Raw genomic sequence first — 16,500 nt, forward strand, 5'->3', positions numbered from 1 at the left:
TCCAGTAAGAAACTAGAATTTTGGTTCCGAATCTCCATCTACCTATTCCCATGAGAATTCTCAAGATCCAGACATTACGCGGCCCAAACTATTGGAGCATTCGACGCCACAAACTGATCGTCATGCGCCTCGATTTAGAAAACCTTGGCGAGACGCCCTCGAATGAAATCCCTGGCTTTTATGAAGGATTAGTTGAGGCGCTGCCAAGTCTGGAGGGCCACTATTGTTCGCCTGGCTGTCGTGGTGGTTTTCTGATGCGAGTTAAAGAAGGCACTATGATCGGCCACATAGTAGAACACGTAGCTTTAGAACTCCAAGAATTAGCTGGGATGCATGTCGGCTTTGGTCGCACCCGCGAAACTGCCACACCCGGAATTTACCAAGTAGTGATCGAGTACCTGAATGAGGAAGCGGGACGCTACGCTGGACGAGCCGCAGTACGGCTGTGCCAGAGCATCGTTGATCGAGGCCGTTATCCCAAGGCAGAACTAGAGCAAGATATCCAAGACTTGAAAGACTTTTCCCGTGATGCTTCCTTAGGCCCTTCCACAGAAGCGATCGTCAAAGAAGCAGAAAAAAGAGGTATTCCCTGGATGTCGCTGGAAGCCCGCTTTTTAATTCAGCTGGGCTATGGCGTGAATCAGAAGCGGATGCAGGCCACAATGACGGACAATACCAGCATTCTGGGCGTAGAACTAGCTTGCGATAAAGAAGCCACTAAACGTATCCTCGCTGCTGCGGGTGCGCCAGTACCCAGAGGTACAGTAATCAACTTTTTAGACGATTTAGAACAAGCCATTGAATTCGTTGGCGGCTATCCTATCGTCACCAAGCCAGTGGATGGCAATCATGGACGTGGCATTACCATTGATATCAGAACTTGGGAAGAAGCTGAAGCCGGATACGAAGCTGCCAGACAGGTTTCCCGGTCAATTATTATCGAACGGTATTATGTTGGACGCGACCACAGGGTACTGGTGGTAAATGGCAAAGTAGTAGCAGTAGCCGAACGCGTCCCGGCTCATGTCATTGGCAACGGCAGATCCACCATCTCCGAACTAATTGAGGAAACAAACCTTGACCCAAATCGCGGTGAAGGACATGATAACGTCCTGACCAAGATTGAACTAGACCGCACCAGCTACCAACTCTTAGAAAGGCAAGGCTACACGCTCAACAGTGTGCCACCAAAAGGAACCCTTTGTTATCTCAGAGCAACAGCCAACTTGAGTACAGGTGGTAGTGCCGTAGACCGTACCGATGAAATTCACCCAGAAAATCTTTGGTTGGCACAACGAGTAGTCAAGATTATCGGTTTGGATATCGCCGGACTCGATATCGTCACCTCGGATATTAGCCGTCCTCTGCGGGAAGTGGATGGCGTGATTGTCGAAGTTAACGCCGCTCCCGGTTTTCGGATGCACGTTGCCCCAAGCGTAGGTATTCCCCGTAACGTCGCTGGCGCAGTAATGGATATGCTGTTTACTAACGAGCAATCTAGCCAAATTCCCATCCTCAGCATCACGGGTACTAATGGCAAAACCACCACTACTCGACTACTAGCACATATTTATAAACAGACTGGTAAAGTAGTAGGTTATACTACTACAGATGGAACATATATCGGTGATTACTTAGTAGAATCTGGCGATAATACAGGTCCCCAAAGTGCCCATGTCATCCTCCAAGATCCCACAGTAGAAGTAGCAGTGCTGGAAACGGCTCGTGGTGGCATTCTCCGTTCTGGATTGGGCTTTGAAGCAGCAAATGTGGGCGTGGTATTGAATGTAGCCTCCGACCACTTAGGAATAGGTGATATAGATACCATTGAGCAGTTAGCTAACCTCAAGAGCGTAGTAGCAGAAGCTGTATTCCCAGATGGCTACGCGGTACTTAACGCCGACGATCGCCGTGTCGCCGCTATGTCAGAAAAAACTAAGGCTAATATTGCTTACTTCACGATGAACCCCGATTCGGAATTAGTGCGGAAGCACATCCTAAAGGGTGGAGTAGCCGCGGTATATGAAAATGGTTATTTGTCAATTGTTAAAGGTGATTGGACACATCGCATAGAAAGAGCCGAAAATATACCTTTAACAATGGGCGGACGTGCGCCGTTTATGATTGCCAACGCTTTAGCAGCCAGTTTGGCAGCGTTTGTGCAAAACGTCACAATTGAGCAGATTCGTGCTGGTTTGAAGACCTTCCGGGCTTCAGTTAGCCAAACACCGGGACGAATGAATCTATTTAATTTAGGCAACTACCACGCTTTGGTGGACTATGCCCACAACGCAGCTAGTTACGAAGCTGTAGGTTCTTTTGTGCGGAACTGGACTACAGGACAACGGATTGGTGTAATTGGTGGCCCTGGCGATCGCCGCGACGAAGACTTTGTTACTTTGGGTAAATTAGCAGCACAAATTTTTGATTACATCATCATTAAAGAAGACGATGATACAAGGGGACGCTTACGTGGTTCAGCTGCCCGGTTGATTATTCAAGGTATCACGGAAGTTAAGCCTGATAGCCGCTATGAATCGATTCTGGATGAAACCCAAGCGATCAATAAAGGTTTAGACATGGCTCCTGATAACAGCCTAGTGGTAATTTTGCCAGAAAGTGTTAGTAGGGCTATTAAGTTAATTAAGCTGCGTGGTTTAGCCAAGGAAGAGACACACCAACAAAATCCCGGCACAACTGTTATCGATTCCCAAAATGGGATCGCGCCTTCTTCTGTTGTTAATACCTTGCTGTAGTCAAGAATCAGGAGGAAGTACCGCACTGGCTTCTCCTGATTCCTTTAATTACTGTTTTTCTTCTTCCTGATTGGTTTCCTCGCTGGGAGTTTTCATTTCCTCCTTAAAACCTCGTAGGGTTTTGCCCAGTGCTGTCCCCAGTTCGGGAATTTTTTTTGGGCCGAAAATTAGAATAGCGACTATGCTAATTACAGCTATTTCTGGCCATCCCAGTCCAAACATATAAATTTCCTCTAAGGCATCTGTAATTAAATATAGACATTGATGGCTCAAATCCGATGAGTTCGCCACTGATAAGTACTCTACATCTTGTAAAACAGGGTATAAATAAAACTAAATTATTCAAGTATTTTTACATATAGCAATACCGATCTCACCAAATAAATATCTCAACTTTTGTCATCTATTTCATCTTCGATAGTTTCAGCCATCAAATCTTCTTCCTGTTCAATTTCATTTAACTCTTCGTCAGAAACGTCGAGTTCTTTCTTCGCAATTTCATTAGCGATTGATTTTAGAAGGGATGCTAATAGTTCAGACTGAGCTTTACTGGTTAATCTGACTTTATTCGGTTTAGCTCCTCTGCCACCTGTGGTTTTTTCTGTTTCTATTAAACCGAGAGTTGTAAGAGGTTCAATAACATCCTTGACTAAATTTTTAGTTGTGAGTCTTAATTTATAAATACTTCTGGTATGTTGTGCAACTTTATTAGCTGGTATAAGTTCTTTCACATCAAGATTCAGCAGACTAAGCAGAAAATGTTTTTGTCCTGGAGTCAGGGTATAAAGCTCGTCGATAAAATCTTTATTGATGCCTATAATTTCGGAAACAATATCCCAGTTTATTTCGTATTCCCGTTCAAAGACACCTGTCAAAGACAACCAACTTCTCATGGTACTTGTGTAAATGGCGTTGGGTGATATGGCATATCCCCTTTCTTGTAATTCATAAGCTATCGACTCCAACTGTGGTTCTTCTCCTCTGGAATTAATTGCGTCGATAGCTTTTAATAAAGCCATGCCTGACAGATTATTTAATATATGAGTCGCAAACCGTCGATTTACAAAAAAAGTATTGTTGCATTTCGATAAAATTTCCTCAACAAGAGGAGTGATTTTATATTGACGTGGCTGTTCCAAGTTCTCAATCAGCTGATAGGCTCTGAGTGATAAGAAACAATTCATTGCCAATTTCCTGATATTTTCTGAAGCCAGCCTAGATAATGCCCGTTTAGAATGTTGGGAAAAATAACGTTGGGCAATATTGGCTTCCAGTGTGTCTCGACTTGGTTAACACTCTTTACATAATTCCAGAATTTCAACTAAAGAGAATTTTGCTGGCTCAAACTGATGTCCATAAGTAAACCTTTTTAATTTATTAGACTCCATTGTGCAATTTCCTTAAAACATCTGATGGTTAGAGCGCCTTCTTTAAAACAGTCCTAACTGTACTGACTGGTTATTATCTGTATTTTCTATTGCTATTGATGGTAAATCTACTGGAGGTTCAACAACCAAAGGAGCATTTTCTTCAAATCTCAGTTTTGAGCTTTTGATGTAGTTTTCATCAATCTCAAAAGCCAACCAGCGTCTTTGTAAAGTTTCTGCAACCCGACCTGTCATATTAGAACCAGCAAAAGGTTCTAAAACAATATCACCTGGTTCTGTACAAAGGTTAATAACAAACTCTGGTAAAGCTTGAGGGAATCTTGCTGGATGTGGCTTAAAACCTTCTTGTTTGCAACGCCTTTGGTAATAATCGTTAGAAGCAGTATTTGAGGCAGAAATTACATTTACGGGCTGGACTAAATCTTCAAATAAAGTTTCTTGTATAAGAGTCTGTTGCCCTATTTCTTCTTTGTCTGTACTACAACGTCCATCAATAATATTCGGGGGAATGGCTCCTCCCCTGTCCTTTCCAAATTTATCGGAAATATCATGGCCTGATGGTCTGATTTTGGGTTTATACCCATTCTTTAGAAGGTTTTTCATCGCATCACTATAAGTCTTTAAAACCCTTCTGTTATTAGCTTTAGGATGCGGTTCTTTTGACAGCCACCAAATTGTATTTACTGAATCTTTAACTCTTTCCCTGCGAACTGTTACCCATTCGGCAGGGGTGGGTAGTTTTGCTGGATTATACCAATACAATTCTTGTGCCAGATAAAATCCAAGTCCGCCTTTTTCTTTTGCTTTGCACAAAGCAACAACTAGTTCAAAATGATATAGAGAACGAACTGGCATTCCTTTAATCCAACTGCCACCTATATCAATAACTAGTGAGCCTGTTGGTTTAAGAATACGGTAAAACTGGGCTGCATAATCTTTAAACCATTCAACATATTCCTCAGCATCAACATTTCCGTATTCTTTTTTACGAACCAATGCAAATGGTGGAGAGGTACAAATTAAATCGATACTTTCGTCGGGAATACCTGCCATTAATTCTAAGCTGTTTCCCAAATAAGTAGCACCAAATTTTGTTTCGTAGTAAGGATTACAATTAAGTCTCATCTAAACTTTGTTAGTACAGTTGTACGGTCTATGAAGACAGTATCATCCATAAAAGCATAAGTTTTCAAACTATTAGCTATTTTTTTGATCAATTTACTGAATGAATAGGGCAATGTGCCAAATATCTACACTCACAACAGTACGTATGTTCTGTACTGAGTATGGTCGAGATAGAACTGGACACTTTGAATAAAGCCATGATCAGCGCAACTAACTTCTAATTGGATTGGTAATTGGTAAACCTAACCAATCGCTTAATTCCTGAGCTAGCCATTCCAATTCCGCTTCAGATTTAATTGCACCACCACTACCACCAAAATGATATTTTTTTACTCCCACCCAAATATCCAATTGTGCGGGAACGGCAATTCTCGTGCCTTCAGAATCTTTCGTAAAATGTTTGGGAATATAAACTAACTTATTAATACTTTGTCTTGGCGATGCACGGGGACGATAAAATTTCCAAGAAAACAACTCCCAAGTTAGGGCTATTTGTTCGGAATTCAGGCGTAAGCAGATGCGTCCAAATAAATGAAAGAGAAATTTATACACCATGAGAAAGCCAACACCCCAAAAAGGAAGTGAGAACAAGGCAAAGGGGATATTGGCAGGAAAATTTGCCAAGAGTAAGATAATTGTCCACAACAGGACAAATGAATTCCAGGCGATCGCAAATAAACCTGTGAATACTATTGATGGATCAAAACCAGATGGTGGAACGATAATTTCTAGAGAATCCCCATTTTTGGTTAGTTGAATCTTACTTCCATCTGGTTTGCCAACAACTAAAGTAGGCAAGTTTGTCGGTTGTGGTTTCTCTAAAGCTGCGTAGGCGGAGCCCGTCGTAGACATCGCTTCGGCAGCAGAACTCAAACGCCGTTCTAAACTAGGTTCAACCATCCACTTTAACCAATTGCTAAAGCTGGGACTGAGATTAGCCAGTTGTTCAAACTGAATGCGAAAATCCTTTTGGGGTAAATCGGCTGGGTGAGTACCCGTCACTAAATAAATTAAGGTTGCGCCTAAACTATAAAGGTCGGATGCTGCAACAGTGCGTCCGCCAAATTGCTCTGGTGGCATATAGCCATAGGTTCCTACCACAGTCCTTGTCCCGGTTTCGCTAGCTAGGACTGTCTGTACTGAACCAAAATCTACCAAATAAACTTGACCGACACTATTACCAGAACGCTCCCCCAATAAAATATTGCTAGGCTTAATATCACGGTGAATTACAGGCGGATACAGCCTATGTAGATAAACGAGAATCTCTAAAAGTGCTTTGGCTATCTGTTTGACTTCAGCTTCAGTAAAACTTCGCCCAGTCTGTAAGCATTGCTCTAAAGTTTGTGCTCTTATATAAGTTTGTACTAGAGCAAATCCTTTGATGGTTGGTAAATTTACCTCAAAATAGTTTAAATAGCCAGGAATTGAGGGATGTGCTAGGTTTTTTAAAGTTTCGGCTTCTCGCTCAAATAATTTGAGTGAATCCCACTCAAAATCACTACTAAAAGAGAGTAATTTGATAACAACTAATTCCTGAATTTGCAAGTCACGAGCTAATAGCGTCCGCCGCCCTGCTTTTTTTCCTAATAGCTGCTGAACTTCGTAGCGTTCGCCTAAAATTTCGCCAATCATTATGGTTTCTTGTAATGCTACGGTTGAAAAGTTTTATAGCTTATAGCTTTTCAATTTGGCAAATCGATATCTTTAGTATAATTGCGTAGTTCTATGCCCTCCCAACTTTGGCCTTATATTACCCCTGGTATTCCTGATGAATTATTCGAGCATTTGCCAGGAATTCCCCTGAGCCAGCGAGAAGTCCGACTACTATTGATTGCCCAACTGCGGCTAAAATCAGATTCTGTGTTGTGGGATATTGGTGCAGGTACAGGTACAATTCCAGTAGAGGTGGGGCTATTGTGTCCAGACGGACAGATTATCGCTATCGAAAGGGATGAAGAAGTAGCTAATCTGATCAAGCGTAACTGCGATCGCTTTGATGTGAAAAATGTCGAAGTTGTTGAAGGCAGCGCCCCAGAGTGTTTGCATGACCTCAAAATTACCCCTCACCGCGTTTGTATCGAGGGAGGTCGCCCTATTCAGGAAATTCTGCAAGCAGCTTGGCATTATTTGCCGCCATCCGGTCGGGTTGTAGCCACAGCTGCTAATCTAGAAAGTCTGTATGCTATTTCCCAAAGCTTTTCCCTGTTAAGGGCTAGAAATATCGAAGTTGTCCAATCTGCGGTTAATCGCCTAGAAACACGCGGCTTTTCTCAAACCTTTACCGCCGTCGATCCCATTTTTATCCTCAGTGGTGAGAAACTGGATTAGGGAATGGGGCAGGGGGCATAGGGCATGGGGCAACAAAGGAAGGAGGAAAACGGAGATGAGGAAGTAGGGGGAGCAGAGGAAGCAGGGGAAAAAAAATAACTAATTAATTAATGCTCAATGCCCCATGCCCAATGCCCAATGCCCAATGCCCCATGCCCCATTCCCAATGCCCATTCCCAATGCCCAATATTTAATACTTCTATGCCTTGGTCTCGGATTATTAGTGGAATTGTTGCGATCGCTCTTGCTCTTTGTGCAACCCTTTTGGGGGGTTGGTACTTTACCATCATCTTTGCGGTTATCATCTTTTTGGGTCAACAAGAATATTTTAATTTGGTGCGAGCCAGAGGCATCGCTCCCGCTGCTAAAACTACTATGGCTGTCAGCCAAGTCTTGCTAGTGATCTGCACTCTTGATGGCAGTTTAGCTGACGCTGTGATGCCAGTTGCTGGCACCCTTATTTGTTTTTACCTGCTGTTTCAACCAAAATTTGCGACGATCGCTGATGTTTCCGCTTCCATTATGGGGCTATTTTACGTAGGTTATTTACCAAGTTACTGGGTGCGGTTACGAGCAATTGATAGTGATGCTTTTAGCAATCTCCCTTTTGGAGGTTACTGGCCCACAACCTGGACAGATTTCTGGGAAAAGGCAAATTCCGCTTCTTTAGCACAAGGTTTTACAGCTACACTACTGACTTTTTTGTGTATTTGGGCAGCTGATATCGGTGCTTACACCATTGGCAAATTCTTTGGGAAAACCCGTCTATCTGACATTAGCCCGAAAAAAACTGTAGAAGGTGCTGTCTTTGGCATTACTTCAAGTGTTGCCGTAGCCATAGCAGGAGCCTATTATCTTCACTTGCCTAAATCCCCCTTCACTGGTTTAGCATTGGGTTTGTTAATTGGCATTGCTAGTCTTTTAGGGGATCTCACAGAATCTATGCTCAAGCGGGATGCTGGAGTTAAAGATTCTGGACAATTAATCCCTGGTCATGGTGGTATTTTAGACCGTACTGATAGTTATATTTTCACAGCCCCTTTGGTTTACTATTTTGTGACATTACTTTTGCCACTACTTAGTAAATAGGTAAATTGGACATTGGGCATTGGGCATTGGGCATTGGTTATTAATTATTCTCCCCTGTTCCCCTGCTCCTCTGCTCCCCAGTCCCCACTAAACGCCATATCATTTAAAATAGGGTATTAATATTTTTTAATTTGCGATCATCAAGGGTTAACGTTAATCCGCCCACGACACACCAGCTTACCTGGGATCAGCGTTAGTTCTTGGATATCGACATCTGAGCCAAGATCCAGGTTGTACTCATGATTGTCCTTTAATATATCTTGCTGGTCAGGCTTGATTGGGATATGTGCCAGTTGCAATTCATGCCCACTGAGTAATTGTAAGCCCAGACAAATCTCTAGAGGCATTGTTTCACTATTGGTTACTCCCAAACCTCGCAGTATAATTTGGTTGTTCCCAAGGAGAATTTCTTGCCACTTGATTGGTTGTGACTGCGGGTAATCTGTTGGTAAAACCTTAACCAATAGATCGCTCAAAGCAGTCGATAATAAATCAGATGAGAGAGAAGCATTCAGATCCTTCTCGTCTACGATTAAATCGCCAATCACTGGTACTGTTTCTAACAGTCGCAGAGGTTTTCCCTTGAGTACGGAACCGATATTTACCCGAATATTTTCTGCTATTAATTGAATTTGTGTAATTAGGAGACCTTGATAAACTGCATGAGTAGCAAAAACAGATACCGAAGGAATGCGTCCAGAGAAAAGTTGGCGATCGCTAGCTTTAATCTCCACTTCTAATTCCGATATTTGGCTGACTTGCGCTCTTAACCAGAGCTTGACGGCTGTTGTGAGTACCTGCGTAATTATGCGGATTTTATTTGTACTTTTTGTTTGAGAATTTTGATCTGGCATCTAAACTAATTTATTTATGAGTGTTTATTCAACAACCGAACATAAATTAAATAAGCTTTAAATGTAACATTTATGCCTACTCGCTACATAATGCAAATATCATTTAATTGATAACAGTAAATAAGCAATTTCCACATGGAGGTACGGTTACAAAAAATTCTCGCTCAATGGGGTATCGCCTCACGTCGTGAAGCCGAAGAAATGATTAGGCATTCACGGGTGCGGATTAATGGGGTATTGGCACATTTAGGTCAAAAAGTCGATCCTGAAAAAGATGCGATCGCAATTGATGGTAAGTCTGTATCCCAAAAGCAGCGTCCGGCTTTAATATACCTATTGCTGCATAAACCACCGGGAGTGGTTTCGACTTGCTACGACCCTCATCGAAGACCAACAGTCCTAGATTTACTACCGAAAGAATTACAGGAGGGTTCAGGTATTCACCCAGTTGGTCGTTTAGATGCAGACTCTACAGGAGCATTAATCCTGACTAATGACGGAGAATTGACATTTGGATTAACCCATCCACGTCACAGTATTTCCAAGACATATCATGTTTTGGTCACAGGACATCCTCCAGAAACAGTACTGCAAATGTGGCGTCAAGGTGTGATGTTGGAGGGTAGAAAAACTAGGGCTGCTAAGGTACATCTAATAGAACGTCGTACCGAGCAAAGTGTTTTAGAAATAGTGTTGCAGGAGGGAAGAAATCGCCAAATTCGTCGGATAGCTCAACAGTTAGGATACCCAGTAATCAAGCTGCATCGGACTGCGATTGGCCCAATTAAATTACAAACTCTAAAAGAACCCTTTTTGTCAGAGGGTAAATATCGTTCCCTCAAAGATTATGAGATTCGCTTTTTGCAAGATCGGATCGCGCAACCTAATTATTGATTCAGTGGAATTAAGGAGTGTCAGTAGGCATGAAATGGCTAAGAAAGAAGAATAAGCACCAGCCATCACTTTCATTAGAGGAACAACGAGCCGAAAAGTTGGCAGAATTAGGCGCTCAACTTTGGGCATTGCGTCAAGAACAGGGTTTATCTCTAGAGCAAGTGGTTGCATTGACCAGGATTCCCCGACGATTATTGCAGGCGATCGAAGAAGGTAATTTAAACGATCTGCCAGAACCAGTATATATTCAGGGTTTGATCAGGCAATTTGCCGATGCACTAGGCTTGAATGGAGTAGAATTTTCTGGCACTTTTCCAGTCAGTTCTGCACAAGTTAGCCCTCTAAGTAGAGGGAATACTTCACCCCTGGCTCAACTACGTCCGATTCATCTTTACTTTCTTTACATATTACTAATAGTATGCTCTGTAAATGGCTTATCTCAGTTATTAAATAACGCCTTACTACAAGCAAGTAATAGCCCAAACCAGCCATATCCAAAACAAAAGTCCGTTGTTAAACCAGAAATAGCTCAACTAAAATCAACGCAGGTACAACCTGTCAGCGATACCCTCAGCGGTGTCCAAAAGGGCCAGATTGTCCAGGTTGGTGTGACTTTGAAAGCCTCATCTTGGATTCGTGTAGTAGCCGATGGCAAAACCGAGTTTGAGGGTATTCTGCCAGAGGGAACTCACCGAATTTGGAAAGCCCAAGAGCAACTGACAGTGAAAACTGATAATGCTGGTGGTGTGTTGGTGAGCGTCAATCAAGAGAAAGCTAAGAAAATGGGAGAGCCAGGGAAAGAGGAAGAAGTTAAGATTGCTGCCAAGCCTAAGTTTTGAAATATGGAGTATGGGGCATTGGGTATGGGACATGGTGATTATCCTTGTCCCCTTGTCCCATGCCCCACTCCTCACTGGGCTTGGGCTTCCGGGGCGCGTCCATTGAGTTGGGTAAGAACTTTCAAGCGATCGCGCAATTCGTCTGTTATCGCTCCTGGTTGATAGCGCCACTCCCAGTTCCCCTCAGCAATACTGGGAAAATTCATCCGCGCTTCGTTTCCTAATCCCAAAATATCTTGCAAGGGAATAATCGCTTGATTGGCTATAGAATTCAAAGCTAGGCGAATCAAATCCCAATGAATGCCATCAGGGCTGATAGAACCTAAATAAAGCAGCAAGTTTTGCTTTTCCTCCTCCTCAGCAGTATTGAACCAACCTATAGTTGTATCATTATCGTGAGTCCCGGTATAAACTACAGCATTGTGCCGATAATTGAATGGTAAAAATGGATTAGTAGAATCAGCACTAAAAGCAAATTGCAAAATTTTCATCCCCGGAAATTCATACTTGTCTCGCAGCGCTTCTACCCCCGGTGTAATTACTCCCAAATCTTCTGCTAAGACGGGTAGCTTGCCCAACTTTTGCCTAATCACTTCAAAAAAAGCATCTCCAGGCGCTTCCACCCATTTACCATTCATCGCAGTTTGTTCACCTTGCGGCACAGCCCAATAAGCCTCGAAGCCCCGGAAGTGGTCAATGCGAATTATGTCTACATAATCCAGCATTGCCTCAAAGCGCTGTACCCACCACTTAAAGTCTTGTTTTTGCAATTCCTCCCAGTTGTAAACCGGGTTCCCCCACAATTGACCGGTGGCGCTAAAGTAATCTGGTGGGACTCCTGCCATTTGGGCGGCAGCTCCTGTCTGTTCATCTAGACAAAAGATGTTGGGATGCGCCCACACATCAGCACTATCATGAGCTACATAGATGGGGATATCGCCAATAATGTCAATACCGCGCATATTAGCGTAGCTTTTAAGCTCTGACCACTGGCGGAAAAACTCAAATTGGACAAACTTGTAATAAAAAATCTCTCCATCGAGCCGCTCCCGTACTTGCTCCATTGCTTGGGGATCGCGCTTAACAAGTTCTGACGGCCATGTGTGCCAGTTTGCATTCTCGTTGGCATCTTTCAATGCCATAAATAAGGCGTAATTATCTAGCCAATAGGCTTTGCTGTCGCAAAAACCTTCAAACTCTTTTTGTTGGATGGGTGTGGCATTCACTTTAAAATGTTCATAGGCTTTTTTGAGTAGCCCAATCTTAATCGGCACAACCTTCTCGAAATCTACCTTTTCTTCTGGAAATCCTGGTAAATTAGCAAAGTCTTCTTCTGTTAGCAGACCCTCATCTCGCAGTTTTTCTGGGCTAACCAGCAGGGGATTTCCCGCCATTGCCGAGTAGCACATATACGGAGAATTACCGTATGCGGTGGGGCCCAAAGGTAAAACTTGCCAATATTGTTGATGGCTTTCTTTAAGAAAATCGATGAAGCGATAAGCTTCTAAGCCTAAATCCCCAATGCCAAATCGACTGGGAAAGGAGGTAGGATGCAGCAAAATACCACTTGATCTAGGAAAAGGCATAAGTAATCTGAATTATGGGAGGAAGCTATTGTCTGATGGAGACGCTAGGCGATCGCATCAAATTTATCACGGAACAGTATTTGCAGGGAAAATCAAGTAAACTCATTTTGTTTGTCATTTGTCCTTTGTCATTTGTCCTTTGGGAATAACCAATGATTAATGACCAGTGACTAATGACCAATGACTAATGACTAAATAACTATGACTTACCGAAATCCTACACCAACAGTTGATATCATCATTGAACTTGTAGATCGACCTCATCGGCCAATAGTGTTAATTGAAAGACATAATCTACCCTTAGGTTGGGCTATTCCTGGTGGTTTTGTGGATTATGGAGAAGCAGTGGAAGTGGCGGCCCGGCGGGAAGCTCAAGAAGAAACGGGTTTACAGGTGGAGTTAGTTGAACAATTACTGGTGTATTCTGACCCCAATCGCGATCCCCGTCAGCATACGATTAGTATTGTGTTTTTGGCAACGGCGACGGGGGAACCGATGGCTGGAGATGATGCTAAGGGTATAGGCGTTTTTGAGTATTGGCGTGTGCCTGGTAATTTATGTTTTGACCACGATCGCATTTTGCGGGATTATTGGCGATATCGGCATTATGGGATACGTCCGAGGTTGGGGTAAGAGGGAGAACCGCAGAGGCGCAAAGGGCGCAGAGAGAAGAGGGGAGAAGAATATCTGTGACACAAAGTTTTTGTGATTATACTGTGTCAGTGGTATTTAAAGGTGAATTATGGATGCTGAGACACTGTTGGAGAAATACGCCGAAGGACAAAGGCAATTTCACAACGAGAATCTTAGAGGAGTAGACCTCAAATATGCAAATCTAAGTGGAATAGACCTAACAGGTGCAGATTTGACGGGTGTAGATTTAAATGATGCGAACCTGAGTAAAGCATTACTTAGAAATGCAAACTTCACTAGAGCTTCTCTAACAGGTGCAAATTTGAGTGAGTTGGGCGAAAGTTCAAGTTTAAATTTGAGTTGGGCAGACCTAAGTAGTGCTGACTTGATTGGAGCACAACTAAGTAGCGCTAACTTTAGTAACGCTAATCTGGATAATGCCAACTTGAGTAAAGCATACTTGAATAGCGCTAACTTTAGTAATGCCAATCTAGATAACGCCAACTTGAGTGATGCGACACTCAATTCTGCAAACTTAACCGACGCATCCTTAAATGAAGCAAAAGTCGTTAGAGCTAACCTTACTAGTGCTGATTTAAGTAGAGCTAACTTATTTGCAGCTGATTTGAGTCAAGCAAACTTAACTAATGTGATACTCAAAGGTGCTAATTTGCAAGCAGCTAAGATTCGGGGCGTTAATTTATCTCAAAAGGATTTGTCAGGTATGAATCTGACTGAAGCTGATTTAGGTGCAGCAAATCTCATAGGTGTAAATTTCAGAAAAGCCTGTCTAAAAGGGACAAATTTAGAGAAAGCGGAATTGCAAAAAGTAGATTTGATCAACGCGAATCTAAAAGAGGCAAAACTGAAGAAGATAGATTTAACTGGGGCAAATATCTATGGTGTCAACTTTAAAGATGCTGACCTGACTGGTGCGATAATGCCTGATGGAGAAGTCTACAAGCCGATCGCTGCTGAAGTGGAAATCGGTAAACAGGAAACATCGTTAGAGAAAGTAATATCTATGACCCGTAAAGTAATTAATACTGATAACGCACCCGCTCCAGTCGGCCCTTATAATCAAGCGATCGCAGCTTCAGGTCAATTTGTATTCATTGCTGGACAAATTGCCATCGATCCCCGCCTTGGTGATGTTGTCTACACTGATGATGTCAAAAAGCAAACTGAGCAAGTATTAGCTAATCTTGAAGCTATCCTCACAGCAGCCGGAGCGACTTTTCAAGATGTAGTGAAGACCACTGTATTTTTAGCTGATATGAATGATTTTGCGGCGGTGAATGCCGTTTATGCGAAATATTTCCCGGAAGATACAGCCCCAGCGCGGGCTTGTGTCCAGGTATCGCGCTTACCTAAAGATGTGTTGGTGGAAATTGATGCGATCGCAGTGATTAGTGATTAGAAGGAACGTATCAATGAGCAAAATCTTAACGGTTACATTTGATGGTTCTGTTTTACGACCAGATATACCACTTGATTTAGAACCGAACAAGCGCTATGTAATTACCATCGTTTCTGAGGAAATTAACTCATCTCAAATTAAAGCGGCTGATGTGTGGGATGTATTAGAAGATTTAACAGGGACAGTTGATGCACCCGAAGATTGGGCAAGTCAACATGACCATTACTTGTATGGCACACCAAAACGTCAGCCTGAAATTAATACATGACGGGTGAGCAAATATTTTTAGACACTGTTTTTATCCAAGCGTTACTGAATGCACGCGATCAATACCATATCAAGGCTAGAACACTCCTACCGCGTGTCCAAAGCGCCCTGGAAGTGTGGGTAACTGAAGCTGTTTTAATCGAAGTTGGTAATGCTTTGAGTGCTTTTAATCGCACAGCAGCAATACGATTTATCCAGCAGTGCTATCAAACACCAAATATGTGTGTTGTAAGTGTAGACACACAACTACTCAACCGTGCTTTACATCTCTATCAGTCCCGTCTAGACAAAACCTGGGGGCTAACTGATTGTATTTCGTTTATTGTCATGCAGGAGCAGGGCTTAATTATTGCAGCAACAGCTGATCAACACTTTGTCCAAGCAGGTTATCAGGCACTTTTGCTGGAAACAGAAGCTTGAGTTATTATTACTTGAAAAATTAGAACATTAACAGCAGAGTTGGGAATTGGCAATTGCAAGTATTTTTGAGTGTTCGCCTCTAATGAATGCGATCGCCTTTATAACTTTGGGAATACTGAAATTAAGTACCCTAAAGGAGTATTAAAAATGGCAGAAAATCGTATCAGTGCCAGCCTTGCCCCAGCAGATAAGGAAGTGGTCATGCAAGCGATCGCTACAATTAGAGAAAAGTTACCGTTTTTGGTAGATTTGACCCCTGAAGATCGGCGAACAATGTTGAAGATGGGAGATAAAAGTCGGGCTTTTGTAAGCAAAGCTTTAGAAGTGGCGACACAGAACCCTAACTTTTTGCCCCGTTCTTTTGATTTAGAAGAGATGCGCCGAGATTTAGAAATATATGAGGACTTGTATCCGGTGCTGTTGTCTTTAACTCAACTGCAAGAATTGGTGGATGATACCTGTATAGCCTCTGCTAGCGAAGCTTACGCAGCAGCATTAGCAGTTTATAGCTATGCCAAAGCTAGCGGTGATGTCGCAGGTTTGGATGCAGTAATTGATGAGATGGGACGCAGGTTTAACCGCCGTTCTAAGAAAAAGCAACCCGAAGTTCCAGTTAGCTAAAGCTTAAAATAGGTAATCATACTAGTTATCAATTTGGTAAAATACACGTCATTTGTAGGGGCATAACATTGTTATGCCCTTTTCGTGTTTTGTATCCAAAGATTTTTGAAACCCGCGCAGGCCAGTAAAGTCTCGTGTAGCCACGACTTCTGTCGCCAAGGCATTTTTGAGTTTCAGAAGGTCAACATTGAGCCTCAGAAGGTCAACGTCGAGCCTCAGAAGGTCAACGTCGAGCCTCAGAAGGTCAACGTCGAGCCTCAGAAGGTCAACATTGAGC

At 42.7% G+C, this 16,500-nt stretch carries 17 protein-coding genes; 10 read left to right on the top strand and 7 right to left on the bottom strand.

Annotated features, from left to right (window positions below; all coding sequences use genetic code 11):
- Window positions 1–50: 50 nt before the first annotated feature.
- Window positions 51–2,756, top strand: a complete 2,706-nt coding sequence (gene cphA, locus ACFE93_RS22345) for a cyanophycin synthetase (RefSeq protein ID WP_375476341.1) — start codon at window positions 51–53, stop codon at window positions 2,754–2,756.
- Between the two features lie 48 nt (window positions 2,757–2,804).
- On the opposite strand, the gene tatA is transcribed toward cphA, so the two are convergent.
- From tatA to ACFE93_RS22365, 4 genes are all read right to left on the bottom strand, one after another.
- Complete coding sequence (gene tatA / locus ACFE93_RS22350) at window positions 2,805–2,978, bottom strand: twin-arginine translocase TatA/TatE family subunit (protein WP_094348761.1); 174 nt, start codon at window positions 2,976–2,978, stop codon at window positions 2,805–2,807.
- 167 nt (window positions 2,979–3,145) lie between these two features.
- The gene (locus ACFE93_RS22355) at window positions 3,146–3,940 is read right to left on the bottom strand and encodes a hypothetical protein (RefSeq protein WP_375476343.1); all 795 of its coding nucleotides are present in this window, start codon (window positions 3,938–3,940) and stop codon (window positions 3,146–3,148) included.
- 246 nt (window positions 3,941–4,186) lie between these two features.
- The gene (locus ACFE93_RS22360) at window positions 4,187–5,269 is read right to left on the bottom strand and encodes a DNA-methyltransferase (protein WP_375476345.1); all 1,083 of its coding nucleotides are present in this window, start codon (window positions 5,267–5,269) and stop codon (window positions 4,187–4,189) included.
- A gap of 210 nt (window positions 5,270–5,479) precedes the next feature.
- Window positions 5,480–6,904, bottom strand: coding sequence for a serine/threonine protein kinase (locus ACFE93_RS22365; protein WP_375476347.1), 1,425 nt, complete (start codon window positions 6,902–6,904; stop codon window positions 5,480–5,482).
- Window positions 6,905–6,997: 93 nt separating this feature from the next.
- Here ACFE93_RS22365 and cbiT point away from each other — a divergent pair, with 93 nt between their 5' ends.
- Both cbiT and ACFE93_RS22375 read left to right on the top strand, forming a co-directional pair.
- Window positions 6,998–7,600: a precorrin-6Y C5,15-methyltransferase subunit CbiT gene (gene cbiT, locus ACFE93_RS22370; RefSeq protein WP_104905801.1), complete on the top strand. Its 603-nt coding sequence runs from the start codon at window positions 6,998–7,000 to the stop codon at window positions 7,598–7,600.
- 201 nt (window positions 7,601–7,801) lie between these two features.
- The gene (locus tag ACFE93_RS22375; protein ID WP_375476371.1) at window positions 7,802–8,689 is read left to right on the top strand and encodes a phosphatidate cytidylyltransferase; all 888 of its coding nucleotides are present in this window, start codon (window positions 7,802–7,804) and stop codon (window positions 8,687–8,689) included.
- Between the two features lie 140 nt (window positions 8,690–8,829).
- Here ACFE93_RS22375 and ACFE93_RS22380 read toward each other — a convergent pair whose 3' ends face one another.
- Window positions 8,830–9,543, bottom strand: coding sequence for a DUF2993 domain-containing protein (locus ACFE93_RS22380; protein WP_375476349.1), 714 nt, complete (start codon window positions 9,541–9,543; stop codon window positions 8,830–8,832).
- A gap of 135 nt (window positions 9,544–9,678) precedes the next feature.
- On the opposite strand from ACFE93_RS22380, the gene ACFE93_RS22385 reads away from it, so the two are divergent.
- Both ACFE93_RS22385 and ACFE93_RS22390 read left to right on the top strand, forming a co-directional pair.
- On the top strand, window positions 9,679–10,437 hold the full coding sequence (locus tag ACFE93_RS22385; protein WP_375476351.1) for a pseudouridine synthase: 759 nt from the start codon (window positions 9,679–9,681) through the stop codon (window positions 10,435–10,437).
- 29 nt (window positions 10,438–10,466) lie between these two features.
- Entirely contained in the window at window positions 10,467–11,276 is an 810-nt protein-coding gene (locus ACFE93_RS22390) for a helix-turn-helix domain-containing protein (RefSeq protein ID WP_375476353.1), read from the top strand.
- A gap of 71 nt (window positions 11,277–11,347) precedes the next feature.
- Here ACFE93_RS22390 and malQ read toward each other — a convergent pair whose 3' ends face one another.
- Window positions 11,348–12,862: a 4-alpha-glucanotransferase gene (gene malQ / locus ACFE93_RS22395; protein WP_375476355.1), complete on the bottom strand. Its 1,515-nt coding sequence runs from the start codon at window positions 12,860–12,862 to the stop codon at window positions 11,348–11,350.
- A gap of 201 nt (window positions 12,863–13,063) precedes the next feature.
- On the opposite strand from malQ, the gene ACFE93_RS22400 reads away from it, so the two are divergent.
- The 5 genes from ACFE93_RS22400 (at window position 13,064) to ACFE93_RS22420 (ending at window position 16,223) form a co-directional block, all read left to right on the top strand.
- The gene (locus ACFE93_RS22400; protein ID WP_375476357.1) at window positions 13,064–13,495 is read left to right on the top strand and encodes an NUDIX domain-containing protein; all 432 of its coding nucleotides are present in this window, start codon (window positions 13,064–13,066) and stop codon (window positions 13,493–13,495) included.
- A gap of 109 nt (window positions 13,496–13,604) precedes the next feature.
- Window positions 13,605–14,915, top strand: coding sequence for a Rid family detoxifying hydrolase (locus tag ACFE93_RS22405; protein WP_375476359.1), 1,311 nt, complete (start codon window positions 13,605–13,607; stop codon window positions 14,913–14,915).
- 13 nt (window positions 14,916–14,928) lie between these two features.
- Entirely contained in the window at window positions 14,929–15,183 is a 255-nt protein-coding gene (locus ACFE93_RS22410; RefSeq protein WP_375476361.1) for a hypothetical protein, read from the top strand.
- Entirely contained in the window at window positions 15,180–15,602 is a 423-nt protein-coding gene (locus ACFE93_RS22415; protein ID WP_375476363.1) for a type II toxin-antitoxin system VapC family toxin, read from the top strand. The genes ACFE93_RS22410 and ACFE93_RS22415 overlap by 4 nt, the downstream gene beginning before the upstream one ends.
- Before the next feature lie 147 nt (window positions 15,603–15,749).
- Window positions 15,750–16,223: a hypothetical protein gene (locus ACFE93_RS22420; protein ID WP_375476365.1), complete on the top strand. Its 474-nt coding sequence runs from the start codon at window positions 15,750–15,752 to the stop codon at window positions 16,221–16,223.
- Between the two features lie 48 nt (window positions 16,224–16,271).
- On the opposite strand, the gene ACFE93_RS22425 is transcribed toward ACFE93_RS22420, so the two are convergent.
- Window positions 16,272–16,500, bottom strand: a 229-nt coding sequence (locus ACFE93_RS22425; RefSeq protein WP_375476367.1) for a hypothetical protein, incomplete at its 5' end; no start/stop codon positions are given.

Source organism: uncultured Nostoc sp., from assembly GCF_964247315.1.
Lineage (GTDB): Bacteria > Cyanobacteriota > Cyanobacteriia > Cyanobacteriales > Nostocaceae > Nostoc.

Coding starts and splice junctions, on each gene's coding strand:
- cphA (WP_375476341.1), top strand. CDS start 51: ATGAGAATTCTCAAGATCCAGACATTACGCGGCCCAAACTATTGGAGC.
- tatA (WP_094348761.1), bottom strand. CDS start 2,978: ATGTTTGGACTGGGATGGCCAGAAATAGCTGTAATTAGCATAGTCGCT.
- ACFE93_RS22355 (WP_375476343.1), bottom strand. CDS start 3,940: ATGAATTGTTTCTTATCACTCAGAGCCTATCAGCTGATTGAGAACTTG.
- ACFE93_RS22360 (WP_375476345.1), bottom strand. CDS start 5,269: ATGAGACTTAATTGTAATCCTTACTACGAAACAAAATTTGGTGCTACT.
- ACFE93_RS22365 (WP_375476347.1), bottom strand. CDS start 6,904: ATGATTGGCGAAATTTTAGGCGAACGCTACGAAGTTCAGCAGCTATTA.
- cbiT (WP_104905801.1), top strand. CDS start 6,998: ATGCCCTCCCAACTTTGGCCTTATATTACCCCTGGTATTCCTGATGAA.
- ACFE93_RS22375 (WP_375476371.1), top strand. CDS start 7,802: ATGCCTTGGTCTCGGATTATTAGTGGAATTGTTGCGATCGCTCTTGCT.
- ACFE93_RS22380 (WP_375476349.1), bottom strand. CDS start 9,543: ATGCCAGATCAAAATTCTCAAACAAAAAGTACAAATAAAATCCGCATA.
- ACFE93_RS22385 (WP_375476351.1), top strand. CDS start 9,679: ATGGAGGTACGGTTACAAAAAATTCTCGCTCAATGGGGTATCGCCTCA.
- ACFE93_RS22390 (WP_375476353.1), top strand. CDS start 10,467: ATGAAATGGCTAAGAAAGAAGAATAAGCACCAGCCATCACTTTCATTA.
- malQ (WP_375476355.1), bottom strand. CDS start 12,862: ATGCCTTTTCCTAGATCAAGTGGTATTTTGCTGCATCCTACCTCCTTT.
- ACFE93_RS22400 (WP_375476357.1), top strand. CDS start 13,064: ATGACTTACCGAAATCCTACACCAACAGTTGATATCATCATTGAACTT.
- ACFE93_RS22405 (WP_375476359.1), top strand. CDS start 13,605: ATGGATGCTGAGACACTGTTGGAGAAATACGCCGAAGGACAAAGGCAA.
- ACFE93_RS22410 (WP_375476361.1), top strand. CDS start 14,929: ATGAGCAAAATCTTAACGGTTACATTTGATGGTTCTGTTTTACGACCA.
- ACFE93_RS22415 (WP_375476363.1), top strand. CDS start 15,180: ATGACGGGTGAGCAAATATTTTTAGACACTGTTTTTATCCAAGCGTTA.
- ACFE93_RS22420 (WP_375476365.1), top strand. CDS start 15,750: ATGGCAGAAAATCGTATCAGTGCCAGCCTTGCCCCAGCAGATAAGGAA.